Origin of the sequence: Novosphingobium sp. PY1 (assembly GCF_017312445.1) — a bacterium.
GTDB lineage: Bacteria > Pseudomonadota > Alphaproteobacteria > Sphingomonadales > Sphingomonadaceae > Novosphingobium.
Genome location: NZ_BLTI01000008.1, coordinates 175,772 through 200,791, shown reverse-complemented (window position 1 = coordinate 200,791; position 25,020 = coordinate 175,772). Strand labels below are relative to the sequence as shown.

At 63.4% G+C, this 25,020-nt stretch carries 23 protein-coding genes and 1 tRNA gene; 11 read left to right on the top strand and 13 right to left on the bottom strand.

What is annotated here, in order from left to right; translation table 11 throughout:
- Positions 1–3 precede the first annotated feature (3 nt).
- A complete protein-coding gene (gene dnaG, locus J3474_RS12335; protein ID WP_207094406.1) occupies positions 4–1,887 on the bottom strand; it encodes a DNA primase in 1,884 nt (627 codons plus the stop codon).
- Positions 1,888–1,917: 30 nt separating this feature from the next.
- Positions 1,918–2,370, bottom strand: a complete 453-nt coding sequence (locus J3474_RS12330; protein WP_007010953.1) for a GatB/YqeY domain-containing protein — start codon at positions 2,368–2,370, stop codon at positions 1,918–1,920.
- A gap of 159 nt (positions 2,371–2,529) precedes the next feature.
- Here J3474_RS12330 and carA point away from each other — a divergent pair, with 159 nt between their 5' ends.
- The 4 genes from carA (at position 2,530) to greA (ending at position 8,081) form a co-directional block, all read left to right on the top strand.
- On the top strand, positions 2,530–3,696 hold the full coding sequence (carA, locus tag J3474_RS12325) for a glutamine-hydrolyzing carbamoyl-phosphate synthase small subunit (RefSeq protein WP_013833565.1): 1,167 nt from the start codon (positions 2,530–2,532) through the stop codon (positions 3,694–3,696).
- Positions 3,693–3,998 carry a hypothetical protein gene (locus J3474_RS12320; protein ID WP_207094405.1) on the top strand — a complete coding sequence of 102 codons (306 nt, stop codon included), beginning with the start codon at positions 3,693–3,695 and terminating at the stop codon, positions 3,996–3,998. The genes carA and J3474_RS12320 overlap by 4 nt, the downstream gene beginning before the upstream one ends.
- A gap of 179 nt (positions 3,999–4,177) precedes the next feature.
- The gene (gene carB / locus J3474_RS12315; protein WP_207094404.1) at positions 4,178–7,501 is read left to right on the top strand and encodes a carbamoyl-phosphate synthase large subunit; all 3,324 of its coding nucleotides are present in this window, start codon (positions 4,178–4,180) and stop codon (positions 7,499–7,501) included.
- A 103-nt stretch (positions 7,502–7,604) separates the two neighbouring features.
- Positions 7,605–8,081, top strand: a complete 477-nt coding sequence (gene greA, locus J3474_RS12310; RefSeq protein ID WP_007010949.1) for a transcription elongation factor GreA — start codon at positions 7,605–7,607, stop codon at positions 8,079–8,081.
- 95 nt (positions 8,082–8,176) lie between these two features.
- On the opposite strand, the gene J3474_RS12305 is transcribed toward greA, so the two are convergent.
- The 5 genes from J3474_RS12305 to J3474_RS12285 form a co-directional block, all read right to left on the bottom strand.
- On the bottom strand, positions 8,177–8,398 hold the full coding sequence (locus J3474_RS12305) for a DUF4170 domain-containing protein (protein ID WP_013833568.1): 222 nt from the start codon (positions 8,396–8,398) through the stop codon (positions 8,177–8,179).
- 141 nt (positions 8,399–8,539) lie between these two features.
- Positions 8,540–9,067, bottom strand: coding sequence for a hypothetical protein (locus tag J3474_RS12300; protein WP_207094403.1), 528 nt, complete (start codon positions 9,065–9,067; stop codon positions 8,540–8,542).
- Positions 9,060–9,377 (bottom strand): hypothetical protein, encoded by a 318-nt coding sequence (locus J3474_RS12295; protein WP_207094402.1) that lies wholly within the window; start codon positions 9,375–9,377, stop codon positions 9,060–9,062. The genes J3474_RS12300 and J3474_RS12295 overlap by 8 nt, the downstream gene beginning before the upstream one ends.
- Before the next feature lie 4 nt (positions 9,378–9,381).
- The gene (locus J3474_RS12290) at positions 9,382–9,762 is read right to left on the bottom strand and encodes a phage holin family protein (protein WP_013833571.1); all 381 of its coding nucleotides are present in this window, start codon (positions 9,760–9,762) and stop codon (positions 9,382–9,384) included.
- 28 nt (positions 9,763–9,790) lie between these two features.
- The gene (locus tag J3474_RS12285) at positions 9,791–10,360 is read right to left on the bottom strand and encodes a hypothetical protein (RefSeq protein ID WP_207094401.1); all 570 of its coding nucleotides are present in this window, start codon (positions 10,358–10,360) and stop codon (positions 9,791–9,793) included.
- A gap of 174 nt (positions 10,361–10,534) precedes the next feature.
- Here J3474_RS12285 and eno point away from each other — a divergent pair, with 174 nt between their 5' ends.
- On the top strand, positions 10,535–11,821 hold the full coding sequence (gene eno, locus J3474_RS12280) for a phosphopyruvate hydratase (RefSeq protein ID WP_013833573.1): 1,287 nt from the start codon (positions 10,535–10,537) through the stop codon (positions 11,819–11,821).
- Positions 11,822–11,941: 120 nt separating this feature from the next.
- Here the strand turns inward: eno and J3474_RS12275 are convergent, their stop codons facing one another.
- From J3474_RS12275 to ribB, 4 genes are all read right to left on the bottom strand, one after another.
- Positions 11,942–12,508 (bottom strand): MarR family transcriptional regulator, encoded by a 567-nt coding sequence (locus tag J3474_RS12275; protein ID WP_207094400.1) that lies wholly within the window; start codon positions 12,506–12,508, stop codon positions 11,942–11,944.
- Between the two features lie 170 nt (positions 12,509–12,678).
- Positions 12,679–12,873 carry a hypothetical protein gene (locus tag J3474_RS12270; protein ID WP_207094399.1) on the bottom strand — a complete coding sequence of 65 codons (195 nt, stop codon included), beginning with the start codon at positions 12,871–12,873 and terminating at the stop codon, positions 12,679–12,681.
- A gap of 403 nt (positions 12,874–13,276) precedes the next feature.
- A complete protein-coding gene (ribH, locus tag J3474_RS12265) occupies positions 13,277–13,699 on the bottom strand; it encodes a 6,7-dimethyl-8-ribityllumazine synthase (RefSeq protein WP_207094398.1) in 423 nt (140 codons plus the stop codon).
- A 1-nt stretch (position 13,700) separates the two neighbouring features.
- Entirely contained in the window at positions 13,701–15,014 is a 1,314-nt protein-coding gene (gene ribB / locus J3474_RS12260; protein WP_013833576.1) for a 3,4-dihydroxy-2-butanone-4-phosphate synthase, read from the bottom strand.
- Positions 15,015–15,202: 188 nt separating this feature from the next.
- Between ribB and J3474_RS12255 the strand changes: the two genes are divergently transcribed.
- Both J3474_RS12255 and J3474_RS12250 read left to right on the top strand, forming a co-directional pair.
- A complete protein-coding gene (locus tag J3474_RS12255) occupies positions 15,203–15,670 on the top strand; it encodes an MEKHLA domain-containing protein (protein WP_242528383.1) in 468 nt (155 codons plus the stop codon).
- Positions 15,667–16,497, top strand: coding sequence for a kinase (locus J3474_RS12250; RefSeq protein ID WP_207094397.1), 831 nt, complete (start codon positions 15,667–15,669; stop codon positions 16,495–16,497). Before J3474_RS12255 ends, J3474_RS12250 begins: the two co-directional genes overlap by 4 nt.
- Here the strand turns inward: J3474_RS12250 and J3474_RS12245 are convergent.
- Positions 16,485–17,417 (bottom strand): YihY/virulence factor BrkB family protein, encoded by a 933-nt coding sequence (locus tag J3474_RS12245; protein ID WP_242528382.1) that lies wholly within the window; start codon positions 17,415–17,417, stop codon positions 16,485–16,487. The two genes, J3474_RS12250 and J3474_RS12245, sit on opposite strands and share 13 nt — an antisense overlap.
- A 227-nt stretch (positions 17,418–17,644) precedes the next feature.
- Here J3474_RS12245 and J3474_RS12240 point away from each other — a divergent pair, with 227 nt between their 5' ends.
- The 4 genes from J3474_RS12240 to J3474_RS12225 all read left to right on the top strand — a co-directional run bounded on the left by J3474_RS12240 (position 17,645) and on the right by J3474_RS12225 (position 24,880).
- Positions 17,645–19,966 carry an autotransporter assembly complex family protein gene (locus tag J3474_RS12240; RefSeq protein WP_207094395.1) on the top strand — a complete coding sequence of 774 codons (2,322 nt, stop codon included), beginning with the start codon at positions 17,645–17,647 and terminating at the stop codon, positions 19,964–19,966.
- Positions 19,966–24,225: a translocation/assembly module TamB domain-containing protein gene (locus J3474_RS12235; RefSeq protein WP_207094394.1), complete on the top strand. Its 4,260-nt coding sequence runs from the start codon at positions 19,966–19,968 to the stop codon at positions 24,223–24,225. The genes J3474_RS12240 and J3474_RS12235 overlap by 1 nt, the downstream gene beginning before the upstream one ends.
- Entirely contained in the window at positions 24,225–24,416 is a 192-nt protein-coding gene (locus tag J3474_RS12230; RefSeq protein WP_007010931.1) for a hypothetical protein, read from the top strand. Before J3474_RS12235 ends, J3474_RS12230 begins: the two co-directional genes overlap by 1 nt.
- 80 nt (positions 24,417–24,496) lie before the next feature.
- Positions 24,497–24,880, top strand: coding sequence for a PilZ domain-containing protein (locus tag J3474_RS12225; RefSeq protein ID WP_207094393.1), 384 nt, complete (start codon positions 24,497–24,499; stop codon positions 24,878–24,880).
- Between the two features lie 52 nt (positions 24,881–24,932).
- Here J3474_RS12225 and J3474_RS12220 read toward each other — a convergent pair.
- Positions 24,933–25,008 (bottom strand) — tRNA-Lys (locus J3474_RS12220).
- Positions 25,009–25,020: the final 12 nt, after the last annotated feature.

Here is a 25,020-nt window from a genome sequence, read left to right as displayed (position 1 = left end):
CAATCAGGAGCCCGCCTGTCTTGTCGCCATTTGCCTGAGGCGACTGTCAAATTCCAGCTTTCTCTTGAGCAGGCGCTGCTGCTCGGCAAAGGCCTCGTCGGACAACTCGCTTTCAAACCGCGTAGTCGCTTGGGCCAGAGCCGCCTCCAGAACCGGACGCTCAACCAAGAGATCAATGGCCTGCGCCAGATCGGATACCGCCTGTTGCTCGTTTGCTTCCGGATGGAGAAAGCTGAAACGAAGGCCTGAATATTCCGCGGTTCCGGGCGGCTGCAAACCATTTTCCGTCAATATGGTGCCCAGCGCGCCGCTTTCAAGCGCGTCTTCGGCATCGCAGCAATCGAGCAGGGCCTCGAAGCGCGGATCGAGGCCGGGCGTGCGGGCCAGGGCTTCGGCATGGCGGGCCAGTTGCGAAGGCCAGCGGATCAGGCCGGCAAGTACTGCAGCCGAAAGTGCATCGCGTGCCCCGCCGCCTGAGCCTGCGTCGAAACGGCGCTTGAGCCGGTCAATCGATTCGGGGCTGGAGGGGACCGGGGCAGGGCGCCCGTTCCACTTGCCGCGCGGTCCGGAGCGGGTGAACCCGCCGCCCTTCTGTCCGCCGCCCTGCCAGCGATTCTCGCGGCGCGGGAATGCGAACTCGGAATAGCGGTCGAGCAATTCGCGGCGATAGAGGCTGGCGATGTCGGGGTGCTGGATCGCCTCGACATGCTCGATCAGGCGAGCCTTCAGGCCGGCCTTGTCCTCGGGGGTGACAAGGGGGTGCGAATCGCGTTCGAATTCCCAGAGTACTTCGACGAGGCTGCGCGCGCCCTCGAGGATCTCTTCCAGGGCCCTTACCCCGCGCGCCTTGATCAGGTCGTCCGGGTCGAGGCCCTCGGGCAGGCGCACGATGCGCAGCGAATGGGCGGGGCGGAGCAGGGGCAGGGCGCGCGAGATCGCCCGCATTGCAGCGCGCTGGCCCGCGGTGTCGCCGTCGAAGCACAGGATCGGCGTTTCGACCTGGCGCCAGAGCATTTCGATCTGGTGTTCGGTCAGCGCCGTGCCGAGCGGGGCGACGCATTCGCCGATGCCTGCCGCAGCCAGCGCGATGACGTCCATGTAGCCTTCGACGACGATCATCCTGCCGCTCTGGCGTGCCGCAGGCGCGGCGCGGTGCAGGTTGTAGAGCGTGCGGCCCTTGTCGAAGAGCGGGGTATCGGGTGAATTCAGGTACTTGGGGGCGTCCGTCTTCTCCTTGGTGAGAATACGGCCGCCGAAAGCGATGACGCGGCCGCGCGCGTCCTCGATCGGAAGCATCAGGCGCCCGCGGAAGCGATCGTAGGGATCGCGGTTCTCCACCGCGATGCGCAGGCCCGCCTCGATCAGCATCGGTTCGGGGAACTTGCCGAGCGCTTCCTTCATCGCCTGCCGCCCTTCCGGGGCATAGCCGAAGCCGAAACGGGCGACGGTATGGGCATCGAACCCGCGTGTGGCGAGGTAGGCGCGGGCTTCCTCGCCCTGGGGCGAGGACAGGTTCTGCACGAACCAGTCCTGGGCCGCATGCATCACGTCGTGCAGTGTGTCGCGCTTTTCCGCGGCCTTGGCGGCGCGCGGGTCGGGGGCTGGCACGTCCATGCCGGCTTCGGCCGCGAGTTCCTTCACGGCATCCATGAAGTCGAGGCCCTGGTGGTCGGTCATCCAGCGAATCGCGTCGCCATGGGCCCCGCAACCGAAGCAGTGATAGAAGCCCTTTTCGTCGTTGACGGTGAAGCTGGGCGACTTCTCGTTATGGAAGGGGCAGCACGCCTTGTGCTCGCGACCTGCCTTCAGCAGGCGCACGGAGCGGCCGATCAACGCCGAGAGCGTCGTTCGGGACCTGAGCTGGTCTAGCCATTGCGGTGTGAGCACGGAGCGTGCCGCCGTTTCCTGTGAAGCCCGTCAGCTCAGCGCCGCCTTAACCCAGCCGCTGGCCTTGCCCATGTCGAGCTGGTTGCCGTGGCGCGCCTTCAGTTCGGCCATGACCTTGCCCATGTCCTTCATGCCTGCCGCGCCGGTTTCGGCCTTGATCGATTCGATCGCGGCCTTCGTTTCGTCTTCGGACATCTGCGCGGGCAGGAACTCCTCGATCACCACCAGTTCGGCGCGTTCGTCGGCGGCACGTTCGGGACGTCCGCCGTCCTCGAAGAGTTGAATCGATTCGCGGCGCTGCTTCACCATCTTTTGCAGCACCTCGATGACGAGGTCGTCGTCTTCCGGTTTCTTGTCGACGGTGCGAAGCTCGATGTCGCGGTCCTTGAGCTTGGCAAGGATGAGTCGCACGGCGGCAAGGCGCGGCTTGTCGCCGGCTTTCATCGCGGAAATCTGCGCGGCCTTGATCGAATCACGAAGCATTGTTTTTCTTTTGTCCTGAGGTTGGCGATTAGATTAGCGTATAAAACTAGCAAGACGCGCGCCAATTTGCACCCGCTGCCTTGACGCGCTGCACAAGCGTCTCTAGCGCGTGGGCCTTAGCACTAAACGTTAGAAACGCCGTAAACGGAGCGACCCACCATGGCCGACGCCGCATTTTCGCTTGCGCCCAAACCGGAAGGGGCAACAGGCGTGCTTGTCTTGAGTGACGGGCACGTCATCTGGGGTCGTGGCTTCGGCGCTGTCGGCAATGCCGTCGGCGAAGTCTGCTTTAACACCTCGATGACCGGTTACCAGGAAGTGATGACCGATCCTTCCTATGCCGGACAGATCGTCACCTTCACTTTTCCCCACATCGGCAACGTCGGCGTCAACGACGAGGATCTTGAATCCAGGGTCGACAGCGCTGTCGGTTGCGTCGTCCGCGAGGACGTCACGCCTTCGTCTAACTTCCGCGCGGAAGGCGAGTTCGGCGATTGGCTCGCAGCCAAGGGCAAGATCGGTCTTGCCGGTGTCGATACCCGCGCCCTGACCCGCCGCATCCGCTTGTCGGGCGCGCCCAATGCAGTGATCGCGCACGATCCCAAGGGCGAGTTCGATATTCCGGCGCTGATCAAGAAGGCGCAGGAGTGGCCGGGCCTCGAAGGCATGGACCTTGCCAAGATCGTCAGCCGCGAACACCAGGAGGGCTGGGAAGGCTCTACCTGGACGCTCGGCCAGGGTTACGGCCGCTCGCCGCGCGACGAACGGCCGCATGTCGTCGCGATGGATTTCGGCGCCAAGGACAACATCTTCCGCAACCTGGTGAAGGCCGGCGCGCGCGTGACGGTGGTTCCTGCCGAGGCGACGCTGGAGCAGGTGCTCGAGCTGAAGCCCGAAGGCGTGTTCCTTTCCAATGGCCCGGGCGACCCGGCTGCGACCGGCAAGTATGCCGTTCCCGTCATCCAGGGCCTGCTTGAGCGCGACGTGCCGATCTTCGGCATCTGCCTGGGTCACCAGATGCTGGCGCTCGCCGCCGGTGCCAGCACATCGAAGATGCACCAGGGCCACCGCGGCGCCAACCACCCGGTCAAGCGCCTTGCCGACGACGTCGTCGAGATCACCTCGATGAACCACGGCTTCGCGGTCGACAATGCAACGCTGCCCGATACCATCGAAGAGACTCACGTCTCGCTGTTCGACGGTTCGAACTGCGGCATCGCGATCAAGGGCAAGAAGGCGTTCGGCGTCCAGTATCACCCCGAGGCAAGCCCGGGGCCGCAGGACAGCTTCTACCTCTTCGAGAAGTTCGTGGGCTCGCTGGCTTGAAGGCTGGCCTCGCCCTTCTGGTCGGCGCCGCCGGCCTGCTTGCGGGATGCGAAGCGCCTCCCGTCAAGCCGGCATTGAGCGATGCCGATTTCAAGGTTGTTTCCGACAAGTGCGGTGTAACCGCAGCGTCGATCAGCCTGAAGGGCGATGAAGTCTCGTTCGAGCCGCGCAGCCAGGCGGACCGAAGCCGGGCTGCCTGCGTGTTCAAGGCGATCCGCGAACGCTTCCCGGCGGCGCGGATCGGCATTCAGGATGCGGCCGATGGGAAATCGCAGGACACTTCGAACGGAGTGACCTCATGATTACCGGCGTTTCGCAACCAATCGTTTCCTGCGATTACGGACAGGCACATGGTCCGGCAGTCGCAGGGACAAGAACCAAGGTCGGAGCCGAAGACCTGCCCTGACAGGTCCCGGCATCCGGCAACCCGGTCGCCTCAGGGCGGCTTTAACTGTAAGCACACTTCCAAGGCAGGAAACCCATGCCCAAGCGCACAGATATCTCCTCGATCCTCGTCATTGGTGCCGGTCCCATCATCATCGGCCAGGCGTGCGAGTTCGACTACTCGGGCACGCAGGCGATCAAGGCGCTCAAGGAAGAGGGCTACCGAGTCATCCTCGTGAACTCGAACCCGGCCACGATCATGACCGACCCGGACATGGCCGATGCGACCTATGTCGAGCCGATCACGCCCGAGATCGTCGCCAAGATCATCGAGAAGGAACGCCCCGATGCGGTGCTGCCGACGATGGGCGGGCAGACCGCGCTCAACTGCGCGTTGGCCCTGTTTAACGACGGCACGCTCGAGAAGTACGGCGTCAAGATGATCGGCGCCGATGCCGATGCCATCGACAAGGCCGAGGATCGCCAGCGCTTCCGCGAGGCGATGGACAAGATCGGGCTCGAATCCGCACGCTCGGGCGTCGCCCATACGCTCGAAGAGGCCTACGCAGTGCTTGAGCGCACCGGGCTTCCCTCGATCATCCGCCCCAGCTTCACGCTTGGCGGTACCGGCGGCGGCGTTGCCTACAACAAGGCAGAGTTCGAAGCGATCGTCCGCTCGGGCCTCGATGCCTCGCCGACCACCGAAGTGCTCATCGAGGAAAGCCTGCTGGGCTGGAAGGAGTACGAGATGGAGGTCGTGCGCGACAGGCACGACAACTGCATCATCATCTGCTCCATCGAGAACGTCGATCCGATGGGCGTCCATACCGGCGACTCGATCACCGTCGCCCCGGCGCTGACGCTGACCGACAAGGAATACCAGATCATGCGTACCGCCTCGATCGAGGTGCTGCGCGAGATCGGCGTCGAGACCGGCGGTTCGAACGTGCAGTTCGCGGTGAACCCGAAGGACGGCCGCCTCATCGTCATCGAGATGAACCCGCGCGTCTCGCGCTCCTCGGCGCTGGCGTCGAAGGCCACCGGCTTCCCGATCGCGCGCGTCGCTGCAAAGCTGGCAGTGGGCTACACGCTCGACGAGATCATGAACGAGATCACCGGGGCCACGCCGGCCTCGTTCGAGCCGACCATCGACTACGTCGTGACCAAGATCCCGCGGTTCGCCTTCGAGAAGTTCAAGGGCTCCAAGCCCGAACTGACTACGGCGATGAAGTCGGTCGGCGAAGTCATGGCGATCGGCCGCAACATCAAGGAATCGATGCAGAAGGCCCTGCGCGGCCTCGAAACCGGCCTCGACGGCTTCAACCGCGTGCCGGAACTCGAAGGGGCAGGGCGCGACACGATCACTGCGGCGCTTTCCAAGGCGACGCCCGATCGTCTGCTCAACGTCGCCCAGGCGATGCGCGAAGGCTTCAGCGTGGATGAGATCCACGCGATCACTTTCTACGACAAGTGGTTCCTGCGCCACATCGAGGAAATCATCGCCGAAGAGGCGAAGGTCATGAAGGACGGCCTGCCGATCGATGCGGCCGGCATGCGCCGTCTCAAGTCCATGGGCTTCTCTGACAAGCGCCTTGCCACGCTGGCGGTGCGCTCGGTCCATGTCGCGGGCGGTCTCGGCGAGACCCAGGCGAAGCGCTCGGGCCTTCTCCATGACGCCCTGCGCGCCATGGCAGGCGCAACCAGCGAGGACGAAGTGCGCCAGCTGCGTACCAAGCTCGGCGTCCACCCGGTGTTCAAGCGGATCGACTCCTGCGCGGCCGAGTTCGAGGCGATCACGCCCTACATGTACTCGACCTACGAGGCGCCGTTCTTCGGTGAGCCCGAGGACGAGGCGATGCCGTCGGACCGCAGGAAGATCGTCATCCTCGGCGGCGGTCCCAACCGCATCGGCCAGGGCATCGAGTTCGACTACTGCTGCGTCCATGCCTGCTTCGCGCTCGACGATGCCGGCTATGAGACGATCATGATCAACTGCAATCCCGAGACCGTTTCGACCGACTACGACACCTCGGACCGTCTCTACTTCGAGCCGCTCACGGCTGAGGACGTGCTGGAAATCCTGCGCGTCGAGCAGCAGAAGGGCGAACTCGTCGGCGTCATCGTGCAGTTCGGCGGGCAGACTCCGCTCAAGCTCGCCGATGCGCTCGAGAAGGCGGGCATTCCGATCCTGGGCACGTCGCCCGACGCTATCGACCTTGCCGAAGACCGTGAGCGCTTCGCCGCGCTGGTCGAGAAGCTCGGCCTCAAGCAGCCGCTCAACGGCATTGCCCGCAGCCGCGACGAGGCCGTCGCGGTCGCAAACCGCATCGGCTATCCGGTCCTGACCCGTCCCAGCTACGTGCTGGGCGGCCGCGCGATGGAGATCGTCGACAGCGAACAGCAGCTCGACGACTACATTGCCACCGCCGTGCAGGTCTCGGGCGATAGCCCGGTGCTGATCGACCAGTACTTGCGCGATGCCATCGAGTGCGACGTCGATGCGCTGTGCGATGGCGATCAGGTCGTTGTCGCAGGCGTCATGCAGCACATCGAGGAAGCGGGCATCCACTCGGGCGACAGCGCCTGCACGATCCCGCCCTACAGCCTGCCCGACGAGATTATCGAAGAGATGGAACGTCAGGCAGAAGCCCTCGCCAGGGGGCTTGGCGTGCGCGGACTGATGAACGTCCAGTTCGCGGTCAAGGACGGTGAGGTCTACCTCATCGAGGTGAACCCGCGTGCCTCGCGTACCGTGCCTTTCGTCGCCAAGGCCATCGGCCAGCCGGTCGCCAAGATCGCCGCGCGCGTCATGGCGGGCGAAAAGCTGGCCGACTTCCCGCCGTTCAGGCGCAAGCTGGACTACTTCGCGGTCAAGGAAGCGGTGTTCCCCTTCGCGCGTTTCCCCGGCGTCGATCCCGTGCTCAGCCCGGAAATGAAGTCGACCGGCGAAGTCATGGGTATCGACACGGACTATCCCACCGCCTTCGCCAAGGCACAGCTCGGCGCGGGCATGCGCCTGCCGACCGAGGGTACCGCGTTCGTTTCGGTGAAAAACAGCGACAAGCCGTACATCCTGCCTGCCGTGCGCAAGCTGGTGGACGAGGGTTTCCGCATCATCGCCACTTCGGGCACGCAGAAGTACCTCGCCGATGCGGGTATTCCGGTCGAAATGGTGAACAAGGTGGCCGAAGGGCGTCCGCACATCGTCGACAAGATCATCGACGGTGAGATTTCTTTGATCTTCAACACCACCGAGGGCTGGCAGAGCCTGAAGGACTCGCAGTCGATCCGCGCTTCGGCGCTGACGGCCAAGGTCTCGATCTTCACCACAGCCGCTGCGAGCGTGGCTGCAAGCGAGGCAATTGCGACGATTCGCGGGAGCCAGCTTGAAGTGCGCTCGTTGCAGGATTATTATAACTGAAATCGATCTTGCCTCCCCACATCGCTGCAGGTCGGCCCCCGTGCCTCAAGGGACGGGACGGACGAGTAGTCTGCAGCAAGGGAGGCAACAGGAGGAATTATTGATGGCCAGTATAGAAAAGCTGCCCATGCTCGCCGAAGGGTATGAGAGGCTGACCGCAGAGCTGAAGGCCCTGCGCGAGGAGCGTCCGCGGATCGTCGATGCCATCGAAGAAGCGCGCGCGCATGGCGATCTTTCCGAAAATGCAGAATATCATGCGGCCAAGGAACGCCAGGGCCAGGTCGAGGCGACCATTGCCGACCTGGAGGACAAGGTCAGCCGCGCGCAGATCGTCGATCCCAAGACCCTCTCGGGCTCGAAGGTGATCTTCGGCGCGACGGTGACCCTGCTCGACGATGACGACAAGCCGGTGAAGTACCAGATCGTCGGTCCCTACGAAGCGGACGCGAAGATCGGACGCATCAGCTATAACTCGCCGCTGGGCAAGGCGCTGATCGGTCGCCAGGTCGAGGACGAAGTGGAAGTGACCGTCCCTGCGGGCGACAAGTTCTACCTCGTGCAGAAGATCGAATTCATCTGAGCCGTAGGGCGATAACGCCCCTGCCAGTTACGGACATGAAAAAGGCCGGCGAAATCGCCGGCCTTTGTTCGTTTGGGCTTTTCTCAAAGAACCGATCAGCCTTCGGGCAACTCAGGCTCGAGCAAGCGGTGGAGATGCACGATGACGTACTTCATTTCGGCATCGTCCACGGTGCGCTGTGCGCTGGAGCGCCAGGCTTCTTCGGCCGAGGCGTAGTCAGGGAAGATGCCGACGAGATCGACGTTCTTGAGGTCTGAAAATTCGAGGCTGCGCGGGTCCGTGACCCGGCCGCCCATGACAAGATGAAGCTTCTGCATGAGGGAGGACCGCTTTCCTGTTGGGAGGAGCGATCCCTATAATTTTTGACAGGGGCAAGGGCAAGGCTTCATCGCATGCGCGACGGGCCTATCTTCGCTGCTGCAAATCGTTAGCAGTAAGCCGCGCAGGCCGTGTCAGTGTCAGCGCTTTGCCCGCTTCTTCAGTTCACTGGCCATGTCCGCGATCTCGTGCCCCTTTTCGGCGGCGGCTTCACTCACTTTACCGGCCTTCCTGGCGGTGGTCCGACCGAAAGCGCCCGCAGCTGCGACCGCTGCGAGAGCGAGTTTCTCGATGCTGGCGGCCGTGGCGCTGCTGGCCCTTTCAGCGGTGCTCGCCAGCTTTCCGGCGGATTCCCGAGCTTCCACGCCCAATTCCTGCGCCTTTTCGGACGTTTCCCGGCCGAACATGACCGTTGCGGCACCGGCTGCCTCGGCAAGCTTCGTGGCGCGGCCGATGAGCTTGCGACCGGTCTTGCGCGGCAGCAAAGCGCTGGCGGCAACTCCCAAGGCGAGCCCGCCTGCTACAGTGATCACCGGATGCTTCTTGACGAAGCCGACGACCTTCTCACGCGGCGTAAGTTCGGTCTTGGCCGGAGTAAGCGGCACGACGTTATTCGCACCAGTTGCACTGGTCGGGATCTCCGGGGCGTTGGGATCGCTGTCAGTCATTGTCCGCTTCCTTCTTCCATTTCGCTTCCGGGCCGAGCAGGGTGTCGAACCAGGCCTTGATCGGGTTCCTCAAAAACCAAAGCATGAGAGCGGCCAAGGTTCCCCCGACCACGCCGGGATTGCTCTCGGCAACGTCGACGGCCTCGTCGAACATGTCCTTGGCCTGTTCCAGCGACTCATCGATCATCCGACCGGCGATGCCGCGCTCTTCCATGTCGGCCTTGATTGCGCCGTAACGCGTATCGAATGTGGCGCGCGCGGCATCGCGCGCGGCCCTATCCGCTTCGAGCTTGCGGGCTAGGTTGCCCATCGGACTATCCCCTGTTGTCGGAAATGGCAGTCAGCATGTTCCTGAGCCGTGTCCTGGCAGAAAGCGCGCAGAGAGCGGATACGAGGACCAGCGTCCCGGTAACTGCGAGCATGGCACCCCAAGGTCCAAGCACCGGGCCGAGCGCGATGACGGCGCCGACGACCAGTGCCATGACTGCGAAGAACAGCAGGACGAGGGCGACCACGCCGAGCAGCGCGATGCCCTTGGCCTCTGCACTGGCATAGGCTGCGCGCGTCTTCTGGAAGGCGAATTCCGCCTCGGCCAGCACGCGGGCGTCCTGCGCCAATTGGCGCAGATCTTCGGAAAGGGTCACCGTCTCCGCTTCGTCGGGCGGAGGAACGAGGTTGGATTGGGCTTCGGCCATGCTTGTCAATCGGTCTTGCCCGGAGCCATCACTTGCTCTTCTTGAACATGCGTCCGAACAGGAAACCGGCCGCGACGGCCATCCCAACGGCAAGCCCCGGGCTGGTGCGCACGAATTCCTTGGCATCTTCGCCCAGATCGTCGAGCGACTTTTCATCGAGCCTCGTGGCGGCGTCCTGGACCGACTTGGAAGCGGTGCGCACATAATCGCCGTACTTCGGCCCGACCTTCTCATCGATCAGGTGGACATTCTCGTCCATGATCTTCGAAAGGCCAACCATGGCCTGGCTGGTGCGCGCCTTGCCTTCGTTGGCGAGATCGGTGGCCTTGACCTTCGCGTCGGCAGCATAGGCACTGGCCTTCTCGCGGGCTTCGGCCGCGTAGTCGTTGGCCTTGGTCCGCGCATCGTCTGACCGCGTCTTGGCCTCGCTTGACCATTCATTGGTCGCCTGGGTCAGTTTTCCGCGATATTCTTCGGCACGCGCCTGGGCTTCCTTGCCGAGAGCCTGTGCGCCGGCCTTGGCTTCTTCCATCGCCTTGGCAAAGTGGTTCTTGGCGGATTCGGCTTCGTTTCCGGTGGTAGCGGTAGGTTCGGCCATACGTCTATCCTTCCTTCGTTTCCCGTTCGCCGGGACTATCCCCATATAGGCGGTGCGCGTACAGAGTAACACATCTTGCCTATAGATCCCCAACGCAACTTGTCAGGCGGAGTTCCCCTGCTAAGACGCCGGCCAAAGGCGCAGTGTGGCGCCGCAAGGAGGAGTTCAGCTCAAATGACCGCGATCATCGACATTCATGGCCGTGAAATTCTGGACAGCCGCGGCAATCCCACCGTGGAAGTCGACGTCCTGCTCGAAGACGGCAGCTTCGGCCGCGCTGCAGTGCCCTCGGGCGCTTCGACCGGCGCCCATGAAGCCGTCGAATTGCGCGATGGCGACAAGGGCCGCTATCTCGGCAAGGGCGTGCTCAAGGCCGTAGACGCGGTGAACGGGGAGATCGCCGAAGCGCTCGTCGGTCTTGATGCGGAAGACCAGCGCGATCTCGACCTGACGATGATCGCTCTCGACGGCACCGAGAACAAGGCGCGCCTTGGCGCCAACGCAATACTCGGCACCAGCCTGGCAGCAGCCAAGGCCGCCGCCAATGCCCGCGGTCTGCCGCTCTATTCCTACGTCGGCGGCGTTTCGGCCCATGTCCTGCCGGTGCCGATGATGAACATCATCAACGGCGGTGAACATGCCGACAACCCGATCGACTTTCAGGAATTCATGATCATGCCGGTCGGTGCGGACTCGATCGCCGAGGCCGTGCGCTGGGGCGCCGAAATCTTCCACACGCTCAAGAAGGGGCTCTCTGAAAAGGGTCTCGCCACGGCGGTCGGCGATGAAGGCGGTTTTGCGCCCAACCTTGCCAGCACCCGCGACGCGCTCGACTTCGTGATGGCCTCGATCGAGAAAGCCGGCTTCAAGCCCGGCACCGACATCCAGCTCGCGCTGGACTGCGCCTCGACCGAATTCTTCAAGAACGGCAAGTACGAGATCAGCGGCGAGGGGCTCTCGCTCGACCCGGTCGCCTTTGCCGATTATCTGGCCGATCTGTGCGACGCCTACCCGATCATTTCGGTCGAGGACGGCATGAGCGAGGATGATTTCGAAGGCTGGAAGGCGCTGACCGACAAGGTCGGGCACAAGGTTCAGCTCGTCGGTGATGACCTTTTCGTGACCAATCCCAAGCGCCTGACCATGGGGATCGAGCAGGGTCTTGCCAACTCTCTGCTGGTCAAGGTGAACCAGATCGGCTCGCTGACCGAGACGCTCGAGGCCGTCTCCATTGCGAACCGCGCGGGCTACACCGCGGTCATGTCGCACCGCTCGGGCGAGACCGAGGATTCGACCATTGCCGACCTCGCGGTTGCGACCAACTGCGGCCAGATCAAGACCGGTTCGCTGGCCCGGTCGGACCGGCTTGCCAAGTACAATCAGCTCATCCGCATTGAGGAAGAGCTCGGCAACGCGGCCCGTTATGCCGGTGCCGCCGCATTCGGTCGCCTGAGCGTTTGATCGGCCGTTGAATTGGGTCCGGGCGACTGCTCCACATGGGCTGGAGCAGTCGCCCGGCGCTGCCGGATGCGTACAGGTTCTCCCTTCCAAGGGGGGCGGAAAGGGCGGGGGCGCCTGATTTTATCGCGCGGCAGCGAAGTGGGGACTCGGATCGTCCAGCAGCACGACCGAACGTGATGAAGCTGCGAAATATTCCAGCATGGCCGCATAGCCGCGGGCACTGAGCCGGACATAAACCCTGCGGGCATCGCCGGGATCGGCTTCGCGTTGCAGGAGCTGGTGCTTTTCAAGAATGCTGATCCAGCGCAGAGCGGTGGTCGAGGGAACGGCCGAGCCGATGCAGGCGCTTGTCACCGAGACGCGGCGGCGTTCCTTCGCTGCAATGAACAGGTCGAGCAGGATATCCCAGGCCGGTTCTCCGAAGAGAGCGTCCGCCTGGAAGATCTTAGATCTGCGCCGCCTGTCGTCATAGGCCTGTCTGGCCAGCTCCACCCAGATGGGATGGTCCTTGCTGGCGACTTCTCTGAAGCGCCCCGGCGCTTCTTCCATTCCATCCGCCACGAAGGGATCGCCCGCAAGCGGCTGCCCGATTTCGAGTTCGCGCGCCATGGCCAGAAGTTCGTTCGCTATGCCGATCAGTCGAATGGCCTTGGCGCGATTGCGCATTAGCTGGTCTGACATGTCCATCGACAGCGATCACCCATTGCGTGCCGGGATCGCGCAAGGAGCCAATGCTCCCTGCGACACCTAGATCCGCAGCGATTGAACCCATGTTTGCGGACCGCAAAGTCATCCGTGCCAAAGAAACGTTCCGGCTCGGTTTTCTTTCGTGGTGCCGCAACCCGGGGTGATCAATGTCACGCCGTGGCGAGATCGTCTTGCGCAGGTTCGTCCGAAGTGGACGGACTTCTTTCGATATTGAAGGATTCAACGAGCAACGCGATGGCAGCATCGATGTGGGCCGCAGCGACTGGGGCGTCGAGCCTGTCCAGCTCGACAAGCATGTGTTCCAGGGCGGGAATGAGCCCGACAGCGCGATTTTTCCTGTTCATCCAAGCGACCTCCGTGAAACGAGGCTCGTGCCTCGCTGACCTGAGAGACGCCGCAACGCGAGCCGTCGTGGCGCACTTCCGCGCCGTTCGGCTCTGTTGCCAGATGGCTCCAATCAGGATCTTAATTCATTCCGATTTTCGCGTCGAATACAGAAAACCGTCCAAGTTGAAACAGTGTATAGGACAGTGTTTCATAAGTGAACGGATTGTAAGGGGTAGGTTTATATGCGTATTGACCGCCATTTTTAGCGATAATTTGATTATCGTCTTCGCATGAGTTCGAAGAAATAAGTAAAAATACCAGAGCATCGCCGCTTCATTGGAAGCGGCCCGCGATTGTGCAAGGCGGTGCTTCGGCTAAGATCCGACGCCGATGGGCGGCGCCGGAACGTCGCCTGAAGGATCAACCGCCGAAGCGCTCGCGCAGTTCGAGCAGGGCAAGCGCGGCCTTGGCTGCTTCTCCGCCCTTGTCCTTCTGTGCCGGGTCGGCACGAACTAGGGCCTGCTCTTCGTTCTCGACGGTCAGGATGCCATTGCCGATGGCAATGCCGTCCATCGTCAGCGCCATGATACCACGCGCGCTTTCGCCGGCGACGATTTCGAAGTGATAGGTTTCGCCGCGGATGACGACGCCGATTGCGACGTAGCCGTCATAGTCGCCCGCTGCATCGGCCAGCGAGATCGCACCGGGAATTTCCAGCGCGCCGGGGACAGTGATGACGTCGACCTTGTGTCCGGCTGTCTTGAGTGCCTCGCTGGCGCCGGCGACGAGCATGTCATTCAGATGGTCGTAGAAACGCGCTTCGACGATCAGAAATCGGGCCATTTCACTTCGCTCCTTCGGTTGCATGCGCGGGAATGGCGCGTTCGCTCACGATGTTGAGGCCATAGCCTTCCAGTGCGACAAGCGAATGGTGGGTGTTGGTGAGCAGGATCATGTCGTGAATGCCCAGCTCGGCAAGGATCTGTGCGCCTACGCCATAGTCGCGCAGTTCCTCGAGGTCCGGCGCCTGACCGGCCCGCGCCTGGTTCTTGATCTCCATGATGCGCGACATCAGGCGGTTCATCGGGCGGTTGATGATGACGATGACGCCGGAGCCTTCCTCGGCGATCATTTCCATCGAACGGTGCAGCAGCTCACCGCGTTCCTCGGAGGTTTCTCCGAGGACGTCGGAGAAGACCGAAAGCGTGTGCATGCGCACGAGCGTTGGCTTGGCGGGGTCGATGCGGCCCTTGATAAGGGCGATGGTCTCGTCGCCGGTCGCCTTGTTGTTGTAGCTGCGGGCGATCCAGTGTCCGCCGTAGCGGCTTTCGAAGGTCACTTCGTTCTTGGTTTCGACAAGGCGGTCGTGCTTGCGGCGATAGGCGATGAGGTCGCGGATCGTGCCGATCTTGAGATCGTGCATCCTCGCGAAGGTTATCAGGTCGTCCATGCGTGCCATCGTGCCGTCGTCGCGCATGATCTCGCAGATCACGCCCGAGGGATTGAGACCGGCAAGGCGGGAGATGTCGACGGCGGCCTCGGTGTGTCCGGCGCGCACGAGTACGCCGCCGTCGCGGGCGCGCAGCGGGAAGACGTGGCCTGGAGTGACGATATCATCCTTGGTCTTGGTGCCGTCGATGGCGACGCTGACGGTGCGGGCGCGGTCGCCGGCGGAAATTCCGGTAGTGACGCCCTCGCGCGCCTCGATCGAGGTGGTGAATGCGGTTTCGTGACGGGTGCCGTTGTTCTGGCTCATCAGGTCGAGGCCGAGCTGGCTGACGCGCTCGCTGGTGAGCGAGAGGCAGATCAGGCCGCGGCCATGGGTGGCCATGAAGTTGATCGCGGACGGAGTTGCCATCTGCGCGGGAATGACGAGATCGCCTTCATTCTCACGGTCTTCGTCGTCGACGAGGACGAACATGCGGCCGTTGCGCGCCTCCTCGATGATTTCCTCGATCGGCACGAGGACCTGACGGTCGTCGTTCGAAAAAAGGGCGCGCTCGAGCTTGCCCAGCGTGTCGGCCGTTGGATTCCAGTCCGGCTCGGTGCAATCGCGCAGGGTGTTGGCGTGCAGCCCGGCAGCGCGGGCGAGCCCGGCCTTGCTCATGCCGCCCTCGGTCACGAGCTTGCGGACTTGTTCGATTATATTTCCAGACATGGGAATCACCGTTTCACATTTTGATGTGATCGCGATATGAACCTCTCACATCAAACTTCAAGTGGTATTCTGGATGTGAAGGGTTTCCTCGTCGCATTGCGACGCCAATAATGAGGCGCCGGCCCATTGCAGGCGTTATGCGCACCTGTCAGAAATGGCGTGAAAGAGAAAAATTGGGCGTGAGTGTGGTGTCGATAACGGAAACGGACGCGGTCCCGGCGATCTATCGCGCGGCCGGCCGTGCCGAACGGATTGCGCTGATCGCGTCTAGCTATCGCCGCCTGCTCGGCCGGGACCTGATCGCAGCGTGCGACGATGTGGTGGCCGGTCTTTGGCATGCGCCGGTCGCGCTGCTTGCCCATGGCATCGAGCCCGATCCGGTCTTTTTCTTCGGCAATGCCTGCGCCCTGGCGGCATTCGAAAGCGATGTTTCGAGCTTTACGGCGATGCCCTCGCGCCTTTCCGCCGAGGCTCCCTTGCGCGAGGAGCGACAGGCGCTGCTCGACCGGGTCACGGCGCAAGGCTTCATCGATGACTATGCCGGGGTGCGCATCACGGCAAAGGGGCGTCGGTTTCGGATCGGGCCCGCGGTCGTGTGGAACCTGATCGACGAGGAAGGGCGCGTTCAGGGGCAGGCAGCGACATTCGTTCCATGAGCAAGGCCGATCCGCGCGTCGTGGCGGCCGTGATGAGCCAGATCGATGCGGCTCTTGGCGAATCCGCTCGTCGGCCGGTGGTGATTGGGCTGTGCGGCGCGCAGGGGAGCGGCAAGACGACTCTGGCCCAGGCTGTCCTCGCATCCTGCACGGGCAAGGGGGTTCGCGCCGCCGTGCTTTCCATCGACGACATCTACCTCACCCGGGCGGAGCGAGGGGAACTTGCGCGTTCGGTGCATCCGCTCCTGGCCACGCGAGGCGTTCCCGGGACCCATGACGTGGGCCTGGGCCTGCGGGTCATGGATGCGCTGGCAAGGGGCGAGGCGACACGCCTGCCCCGCTTCGAGAAGGCCCGGGACGATCGCGCGGCAATGTCCGAATGGCCGAGTGCACCCGAGGCTTGCGAGGTCCTGATCTTCGAAGGCTGGTGTGTCGGTGCCGCTCCCCAGAGCGAAGAGGACCTCGCGGCACCAGTGAACGGCCTCGAAGAATGCGAGGATGCAGACGGACGCTGGCGGCGCTACGTCAATGCCGCACTGGCAGGAAGGTATGCCTCCTTGTTCGCAAGGCTCGACCGCCTCGTCCTGATCGCGGCGCCGGACTTCGCAGTCGTACATGGCTGGCGACTGGAGCAGGAGCGGGATCTGGCTTGGTCCGCCCCTTCGGGAGGGGCTATCATGGACGAGGCAGGCATTGCCCGCTTCATTAGCCATTACGAGCGCTTGACCCGGCATATCCTCCAGGAAATGCCCGCACGCGCGGATCTGGTCATTCACCTGGACGAGCAGCGCCGTCCGCTTTCCATCGAAAGCGGTCAGTCCGCCTGATGGCGGGCAATGTCACCGCGTCGACGCTTGCGCCCTTCCAGTTCGCTCACCGAAGGAATGGTACTGTCGATCACATCGGCGAGGATTGCCCCGCGTTCGCCCGGGGGACGTTCCGGTCCGATCGTCGTGTCGCGGAAGGTCTGCCGTTCGATCTCGGCGTTGAGAAGCGCGCCGAGCAGCGCGCCGTAAGCGGAGAGGAACAGCCACATCAGGAAGACCACGATGGCCGAGAGCGAGCCATACGTCGCATTGTAGTCGCTGATGTAGGCGACGTAGAGGGAGAAGCCGAAGGACACTGCGATCCACAGCAGCGTGGCAAGCAGCGCACCCGGCGTCAGCCAGCGCCATTTGGCGGGACGGCGGTCAGGCCCATATCGCATGATCAGTGCAAATCCGGCACTGCCAAGCGCAATGGCCGCTGCCCAGGTCAGTGTCTTGAAGAGCATCTGCGTCGAGTCGCCGAGATAGACTTTCGTCTGCGTCTGCAGCCAGGCGAAGACGCCTCCAGCCAGCACGCCGGTCAGCGCGATCATCACGCCGGCGAGCGTCAGCCCGGCCGCGCGCATCATCGTCGAGAAGATGCCGCGTGTTTCATGTTCTTCATTGATGATGTTGAGCGCGCTGATCATTCCGTTGGCCGCGCGCATGCCGCCAAAGATCGCGAAGAACAGTGCTATGAAAAGCGCCAGCCCGGTCACGCCGGAGTTGGTCGAGACGATCTGCATGAGCTGCTGTTCCAAAATATGCGCCGCTTCAGGCGGCACGACCTTGGCGATCCGTTCCATCTGGCTTCTGACGGTATCGACATCGCCGATCAGGCCGTAGATCATCACCGTCGCGGCGATCAGGGGGGTGAGGGCAAGGAAGGAATAGAAGGCCAGCCCGGCGGAAAGCAAACCGAGTTCGTGAAAGCCGCTCATGATCCAGACGCGTTTCAACACGCCGCCCCAGGCCGAAAGCGGCATGGACCAGGGTGAATTTGAGTCAGCGCCTGGCTGCGTCGATGGAGGCGTCGTGCTAGTTTTCATGATCCTGTCGAATCTTACGGGGAACTTTCCCTGTTGCAATGCGATAGGGAATTTCAGGAAAAGCCGTCCGGTCCGGCTTCAAAAGGGGAAGATTCGTCGTACAGTTCATGCCTTGGCTAATGGATCGCAATTCACCTTGTTCCCGGCGGGTGCGCGACCGACGTTTCCTTTCCGCGCCGAGCCTTGCAACTCTCTCGGTGGCGCTTGTGATGACGGCGGGCGTCGCGCATGCGCAGGGCGTGGCCGGTCAGTCCGCTGCGCAGCCAACCGCGCAAGCTGGCGATGCAGCCGTTTCCAATGGCGATATCGATCTGGAAGCCGGAAAGGTTCCCGTTCCCGCGCCTCCGCCTGACGTGACCTTGCCGGAACTCGATCCGGTCATCGGCGACGACGAGTTCAATTCCACGGTTCCCAAGCTCGATGAGGCCGACGATCCCGAACTGGACAAGCCACTGGAATCGATCGAGGCTTTCGAACGTCGTCTGGCGGCGGACCAGGCCGATGCGAAGCCCGGCGAAGGGCAGGAGGCCCCGCTGGGCAACCCGGCGCTTGCAGACCAGGACCAGACCGAGGAAATCGGCGATGCACCGGTGCGCGATGCCGAACTGGCTGCGCCCCTGCCGCCGCTCGAACGGTTCGAGGTGACGCCGGTCGAGTTCGATCAGAATGCCGACGAAGACAAGCAGGATGTCCAGGTCGCCTACAAGGTCAGCATCGAGGGACTGGAGGCCGCTGACGACGAGACGGGCGTCAATCTCAAGAGCCAGTTCAACGGTCTTTCCGCGCTCAGGAAGGGCGATGGCAAGGCCGCCAATATCGCGATGATCTCGGCGCGCCTGACCGAGGACAGCGAGTTGCTGCAGAACATTCTTGCGGCCGAGGGCTGGTATTCGGCGCGCGTGCGCACCCGCATCGATCGCGGCGCCCAGGGTGACGGCCAGCCGCTACAGGCCGTGCTGACGGTCCGCCCCGGCAAGCGTTATGTCTTCTCCGACATCGTCATCAAGGCCGAACCCACCTTGCCGCCCCACCTGATCGAGGACAACGTCGCGCTGAAACCGGGCGAGCCGATCGTTGCAGAGCGCGTGCAGGGTACGGAGGCGCAGATCGCCGTGGCCTTGCCTGAAAACGGCTATCCCTTCGCGGCTGTGGGCGATCGCGACATCCTGCTCGATCGGCAGACCGGCGAAGGGGTTTACACACTGCCGGTCGACATCGGTCCGCGCGGCCGCTTCGGCGGGATCACCACTGACGGCGATCTCGCCTTCGATGCCCACCACATCGAGGTCCTCAGCCGGTTCAAGCGCGGGGATCTGTTCGACAGCCGCAAGGTCGACGACCTGCGCAAGGCGCTGATCGCGACGAGCCTGTTCTCCACGGTCTCGGTCGAACCGAAGAAGACCGGTGAAGCAGCCGGGGAGGGCACCGAATACGTCGATCTCCATGTGAAGCAGGATGCAGGCCCGCCGCGCACCATTGCCGGATCGCTGGGTTTTGCCGCTGGCGAGGGCATCACGGCCAAGGCGAGCTGGACCCACCGCAATTTCTTCCCGCCCGAAGGCGCGCTGATTGCCAATGCCGTAGCCGGTACGCGCCAGCAGGGTGTGGGCGTCACGTTCCGCCGCTCCAATGCAGGCAAGCGCGATCGCACGCTGGAAGTGGTCGCCGAGGCCTTCCACAACGATTATGATGCGTACAGCGCCTATACCGGACGCCTCGCGGCCAAGATCGGGCGCGATTCCACGCCGATCTGGCAGAAGAAATACACTTATGCCTTCGGCGTGGAACTGCTTGCCACTTCCGAGACCGATTTCGACGCGGCTACCGGAGACCGGTCGCGCCGCACGTTCTACATTGCCGGCGTGAACGGACAGGTCGGCTTCGACCGGACCGACAGCCTCCTCGACCCGACAAAGGGATATCGCCTGACTGCGCTGGTCCAGCCTGAGACGACCGTGAACAAGGGATTCAACCCTTACGTGCGTGCGCGACTGGATGCCTCGGCCTATTACCCGATCTCCGATCAGCTGGTGGTTGCAGGGCGGATGCGACTGGGCACGATCCAGGGCGTAGGGCTTTTTGACATTGCGCCGTCCCGGCGTCTCTATGCCGGCGGCGGCGGTTCGGTTCGCGGCTTCGCTTACCAGAAGCTGGGCGAGCAGGCTCCCGACGGCGATCCGGTCGGCGGGCGCAGCCTCAACGAGGCATCTGCCGAGCTGCGCTATCGCTTCGGCAATTACGGTATTGTCGGCTTCGTCGATGCCGGGCAGGCTTATCGCGAGACCATGCCCCAGTTCTCCGACTTGCGGTACGGCGTCGGCATCGGCGGCCGCTTCTATACGAACTTCGGTCCGATCCGGCTGGACGTTGCAACGCCGCTGGCGCGCCGTCCCGGGGAATCGCGGATCAATATCTACGTTTCGATCGGGCAGGCGTTCTGATGGCGGAAAACGACGACATTCCCGCCGAAACGCCCCCTCCGGCCATGGAAGAAGCGGTCGTGATCGAACGGCCCTCGCTGTTGCAGCGCGCCAAGGTGCGCGCGCTCAAGACCGTTGCGCTGATCGGCATCGGCATCGTGGCGCTTGCGGTCCTGGTGATCTTCGGCATCGATACCGGACCGGGGCGGCGTTTCGTCGCCGACCAGATAGCCGCTCTCGAATTCGAGAACGGCATGAAGATCTCGGTCGGGCGGATCGAGGGCTCGCTCTATGGCAAGATGACCCTGCACGATCTGTCGGTGCGCGATCCCAAGGGCGAGTTCCTGTTCTCGCCCGAGATCCACGTCGACTGGAATCCCTTCGACTATTTCAGCAATCACGTGAACGTGCGCAGCGCCACGGCACAGCGCATGATCCTGCGCCGGGCGCCGCAGTTTCGCGAGACGCCGCCCAGTGATGCGCCCTTGCTGCCGGATCTCGATATCGACGTGGGCGCGATGCGCGTCGACAATTTCGTCTTCGAGCCGGCGGTATCGCGCGAGCGGCGGATCATGTCGTTCGCCGGTATGGTGCACCTCGCCGACGGCAGGGCACAAGTGGACGCCAAGGGCGCGACGATCGCGATTGCCGGCAAGGAGGGGGGAGATCGCTTCGATCTCTCGCTGGATGCCGTGCCGAAGCAGAACCGTCTGGGCATCGGCCTGGATCTCGACGCGCCGACGGGAGGCGTGATCGCCTCACTGGCTGGGCTGACGCAGCCGCTGACGCTCGAAGTCGACGGCAAGGGCACATGGGCCGCCTGGAACGGCAAGCTCGCCGCGAACTATGGAACCGGGGATCTCGCGCGGCTGGATCTCACTGCGCGCGACGGAACTTTCGCAATCAAGGGACCGACCCGCTTTGCACGGATGTTCAGCGGGCCGACCGCGAACCTGCTCGGTCCAGGCACCAATGTCGACGTAAAGGCAGCGCTGGCGGACCGGCGCGCGAACGTGTCGGGCATGATTTCCAGCGACGCGTTCAACCTCACCCCCAATGGCCTCGTTGACCTTTCGGACAACAGCTTCGAGGACTTCAAACTGGCTTTCGTGCTGCTCAAGCCTTCTGCCTTGGCGAAGAACCTGAGCGGAGCGGGCACTCGCGCTATCCTGACGCTGGACGGTGCCTTCACCGCGCCCAGGGTCGGCTATCGCATCAGCGCGAGCCGGCTGGTAATGAACGACATGGGCCTGCAGGGCTTCCTCGCAGAAGGCGCCGCGCGGGTTGACGCGGGCAAGATCATGATCCCGGTCTCGGCGCGGGTCGAGCGGATCACCGGCCTCGATACGGTGGCCGGCGGGACATTGCCCAATGTCCGCCTCAACGGCGATCTGGCGATAGACGGGGCGCGCATCCTGTCCGACAACATGCGGCTGCGCTCCGATCGTATCGATGCCGGGCTGATCCTTGTCGCCGATGTCGGCAAGGGGCTCTACACCGGCGCCATCGACGGCAAGATCGACAATTATCGCCTTGCCAGCGTGGGCATCTTCAACATCCGCACCGACATGGACCTCGAAAGCAAGGGGAACGGCTTTGCTCTGGACGGCACGGTGCGGGCACAATCGACGCGCCTGCTGAACGACAGCCTCAAGGGCTATCTCGGCGGCAATTTTGCAGCGGCCTCGCACGTGAATTACGGCACCGATGGCCTCGTGCGCTTCTCCAACCTGCAGATGACCGCGCCGGACCTCAAGGTGCGCGGCGGCCGCGGCTTCTGGTCGCCTGACGGGCGCATTTCCCTCGTCGCCGATGGAACGTCGGATCGCTACGGCGCTATCGGCGTTCGCGTGGCCGGGACGATTGGCGATCCTGACGCCCATATCACGGCGGACAAGCCCAACCTCGGCATCGGCCTCGCCAACCTCGATGCGCGGGTGACCGGCGCGCGGGGCGGCTACAACCTCGCCCTGACCGGCGATACCGACTACGGCCCGCTCAAGGCCGATGTCACGCTGGGCATGGGGCAGGCGATGTCCCTGCAGATCAACGAGGCCAATCTTTCCGGCGTCGCCTTCGCAGGCAAGCTCGGCCAGACCCGCAGCGGCCCCTTTGCCGGTGAGCTGACTGCCACAGGCAACGGTGTGAACGGGGTTCTGACCCTCTCGGCCGAGCGGAAATACCAGGCCATCGACTTCAACCTGCGCGCGCAGGATTCGACTTTCGCCGGCCCTGCGAACCTGACGATCCGTTCTGCCATCATCGACGGGCGCGCGGTCCTTTACGATCAGCCCAGTCTGGTGGCCGACGCCCAGATTTCCGGAACCCGTATGGGGGCGCTTCGCATCGCCGTGGCGCGCGCGCTGATCGATTACCGCAATGGCCGGGGCAAGGCGAAAGCGATGCTCGAAGGCTATAGCGGCGTACCCTTCAAGCTGGCGCTGAACGGTGACCTGCAGCCCGATGTCTGGCGCATCGCGCTTGACGGCAAGGTTCGCGGTCAGAGTGTCAAGACCACGTCGCCTGCCCGGATCCTGCCGAAGGAAGACGGATACGAACTCTTGCCGACCAAGCTGGCCTTCGGCGGTGGCTCGGCCAAGATCGCGGGCACCTATGGCGCCGGCATGAAGCTGCAGAGCCGTCTTGAGAACATCGACATGACCATGCTCAATGCTTTCCTGCCCGGGTATGGCTTCGGCGGTTCGGCGAGCGGCAGTCTCGACTTTGAGCAGGCCGATCCCGCCGCATTTCCTCGCGCCGATGCGCGCCTGACGCTCAACAAATTCACCCGCACCAGTTCGGACATCGTCAGCCAGCCTGTCGACATCAATTTCGTCGGCAAGCTCCTGGCTGACGGCGGCGAGGCGAGAGCGGTGTTCCGGCGCAGCGGTTCCGTGATCGGGCGCATGGTCGCAAGCCTGCGGCCCTTGCCGCCCGGCAGCGGCCCGTGGACCGAGCGCTTGTTCGATGCCCCGCTGGGCGGCGGTATCCGATACAACGGCCCGGCCGATACCCTGTTCTCGTTCGCGGGAATGTCGGGGCAGACCCTCAGCGGCCCGATGGGGCTGGCGGCCGACTTCTCCTGCAAGCTTTCCGATCCCTGCCTGAACGGCATCGTGCGCGGCAAGGACCTGGTTTACGAAAACCAGACTTACGGCACGCGGCTGTCCAAGCTCAGTTTTGCGGGCAAGTTCGACGGCAACCGGATGGAACTGGAATCGCTGAGCGCCAAGGCAGGCGATGGCACGTTGAGCGCAAACGGCTTTGTCAGCCTGGCCGCCGATCAGGGCTATCCGATGGACATCTCGGTCGAGCTGGACAAGGCGCGGCTAGCGCGCAGCAGTTCCATTTCCGCCAGCGCGACCGGCAACCTGCGCCTGAGCAAGCAGGCCGGAGAGGATGCGCTTCTTTCCGGCGACCTGCGACTTCCCGAAACGCGCTACCAGATCGTGCGAGAAGGCTCGGCCGAAGTGCCGCGGCTGACCGGAGTGCGCTTCAAGCCGAGGCGCGGCCCGGAACGCATTACCGGTGACGAGCCCGCTGAACCGATCTCGTCGATGTTCTCCAGGCTACGCCTCGACTTGCGCATGCGTGCGCCGGAGAAACTCTACGTCTCGGGCATGGGGCTTGAGTCCGAGTGGAAGGCGAAATTCACCATCGGCGGTACCAGTGCGGCGCCGACGATGGCCGGCGACGTCGAATTGATCCGCGGTACGCTCGGGTTCGCTGGACGCTCGTTCGAACTGACCCAAGGCGTGATTTCGTTCAACGGCGGAAGGACCATCGATCCCGCGGTGGCGATCACCGCGCAGGAATCGATCGACGATGTCGACGTGACCGTGGAAGTGGGCGGCAGGGCCTACAGCCCGCAAATCACTTTCAGCTCGACGCCCAGCCTGCCGCAGGACGAGGTGCTCTCGCGCATTCTGTTCGGCAGCTCCATCGCCAACCTTTCGGCGATCCAGGCGGTACAGCTGGCATCCTCGCTCAACTCTCTCAACTCAACCGGGGGCGGGCTCAATCCGCTTGGGCAACTGCGCTCGGCCACGGGGATCGACCGCCTGCGCATCCTGGGTGCGGACGAGGCATCGGGCCGGGGCACGGCTCTGGCGGCAGGTCAGTATCTGACCGACGACGTCTATGTCGAACTGATCACCGATGCGCGCGGCTTTACCGCGACGCAGCTCGAGGTCAGCGTGACAAAGTGGCTGTCGGTGCTGAGTCAGGCTGGCGGTTCGGGCGTCAACAGCGTGAACCTGCGCATCAAGAAGAACTATTGATGCGCAGGCTCGCCTTCCTGGCGTTTGCCGTCCTCACGCTAGCCGCCTGCCACAGCGAGCCGGACTTCGATGAGCGCTACGATGCGGCAAGCAAGAAGATCCGGGAAAAGGCGGCGGACATCGACGCGCGCATTGCTGGCACGGGATCCCCTGAGTCCGAGGCCGCATTGGTTGACGACGGAAAGACCTGATCCGAACCTGCAGCGCAACCGAAGTTTTACTTCTGGCGGTTAAGCCTCAGCGCCTGTTCCGGGCGCAAATAGGGGCTTTGATGAAAGAGATTGCTGACTGCGATCGCCTCAACCGGCGGTTGACCGTTCTGCTGCATGGCCGTTGCCGCCAGTCCAGCTGGCAGGTCTTCGATGTCGAGTTGGGCGACATTTCGGAAGGCGGCTGCTGCGTGATCGGCAATGCGGATCGCTTCGCCCAGGGCCAGCATGTTTCCTTGCGCTTCGCGAATTTGCGCAATGTCGAAGGTTCCGTGCGCTGGCTGCGCGAAGACCGGATCGGCGTGGAGTTCCGCAAGCCGATCAAGGCCCGCGTGATCGAGGAATTGGCGGCGAGCTTCGGCCTGCCTGAAACGCGCTCGGCGCTTGCCGGCAATGCCCAGGTGGAATCGGTGCTTGGCAGCACTCTGACCGTCAGCAAGCGATAGGCTGGCGAAGTCTTCTGGCGGGATGGCTGCGCGTGATTTCGAAGAAGAGGGGTGGTGGACGCACTAGGGCTCGAACCTAGGACCCGCTGATTAAGAGTCAGCTGCTCTACCAACTGAGCTATGCGTCCACACGGATGGGC

Excerpts from the sequence above, each read along its gene's own strand:
- J3474_RS12330 (WP_007010953.1), bottom strand. The coding sequence starts at position 2,370 with ATGCTTCGTGATTCGATCAAGGCCGCGCAGATTTCCGCGATGAAAGCC.
- carA (WP_013833565.1), top strand. The coding sequence starts at position 2,530 with ATGGCCGACGCCGCATTTTCGCTTGCGCCCAAACCGGAAGGGGCAACA.
- carB (WP_207094404.1), top strand. The coding sequence starts at position 4,178 with ATGCCCAAGCGCACAGATATCTCCTCGATCCTCGTCATTGGTGCCGGT.
- greA (WP_007010949.1), top strand. The coding sequence starts at position 7,605 with ATGGCCAGTATAGAAAAGCTGCCCATGCTCGCCGAAGGGTATGAGAGG.
- J3474_RS12305 (WP_013833568.1), bottom strand. The coding sequence starts at position 8,398 with ATGCAGAAGCTTCATCTTGTCATGGGCGGCCGGGTCACGGACCCGCGC.
- J3474_RS12300 (WP_207094403.1), bottom strand. The coding sequence starts at position 9,067 with ATGACTGACAGCGATCCCAACGCCCCGGAGATCCCGACCAGTGCAACT.
- J3474_RS12295 (WP_207094402.1), bottom strand. The coding sequence starts at position 9,377 with ATGGGCAACCTAGCCCGCAAGCTCGAAGCGGATAGGGCCGCGCGCGAT.
- J3474_RS12290 (WP_013833571.1), bottom strand. The coding sequence starts at position 9,762 with ATGGCCGAAGCCCAATCCAACCTCGTTCCTCCGCCCGACGAAGCGGAG.
- J3474_RS12285 (WP_207094401.1), bottom strand. The coding sequence starts at position 10,360 with ATGGCCGAACCTACCGCTACCACCGGAAACGAAGCCGAATCCGCCAAG.
- eno (WP_013833573.1), top strand. The coding sequence starts at position 10,535 with ATGACCGCGATCATCGACATTCATGGCCGTGAAATTCTGGACAGCCGC.
- J3474_RS12275 (WP_207094400.1), bottom strand. The coding sequence starts at position 12,508 with ATGGACATGTCAGACCAGCTAATGCGCAATCGCGCCAAGGCCATTCGA.
- J3474_RS12270 (WP_207094399.1), bottom strand. The coding sequence starts at position 12,873 with ATGAACAGGAAAAATCGCGCTGTCGGGCTCATTCCCGCCCTGGAACAC.
- ribH (WP_207094398.1), bottom strand. The coding sequence starts at position 13,699 with ATGGCCCGATTTCTGATCGTCGAAGCGCGTTTCTACGACCATCTGAAT.
- ribB (WP_013833576.1), bottom strand. The coding sequence starts at position 15,014 with ATGTCTGGAAATATAATCGAACAAGTCCGCAAGCTCGTGACCGAGGGC.
- J3474_RS12250 (WP_207094397.1), top strand. The coding sequence starts at position 15,667 with ATGAGCAAGGCCGATCCGCGCGTCGTGGCGGCCGTGATGAGCCAGATC.
- J3474_RS12245 (WP_242528382.1), bottom strand. The coding sequence starts at position 17,417 with ATGAGCGGCTTTCACGAACTCGGTTTGCTTTCCGCCGGGCTGGCCTTC.
- J3474_RS12240 (WP_207094395.1), top strand. The coding sequence starts at position 17,645 with ATGGATCGCAATTCACCTTGTTCCCGGCGGGTGCGCGACCGACGTTTC.
- J3474_RS12235 (WP_207094394.1), top strand. The coding sequence starts at position 19,966 with ATGGCGGAAAACGACGACATTCCCGCCGAAACGCCCCCTCCGGCCATG.
- J3474_RS12230 (WP_007010931.1), top strand. The coding sequence starts at position 24,225 with ATGCGCAGGCTCGCCTTCCTGGCGTTTGCCGTCCTCACGCTAGCCGCC.
- J3474_RS12225 (WP_207094393.1), top strand. The coding sequence starts at position 24,497 with ATGAAAGAGATTGCTGACTGCGATCGCCTCAACCGGCGGTTGACCGTT.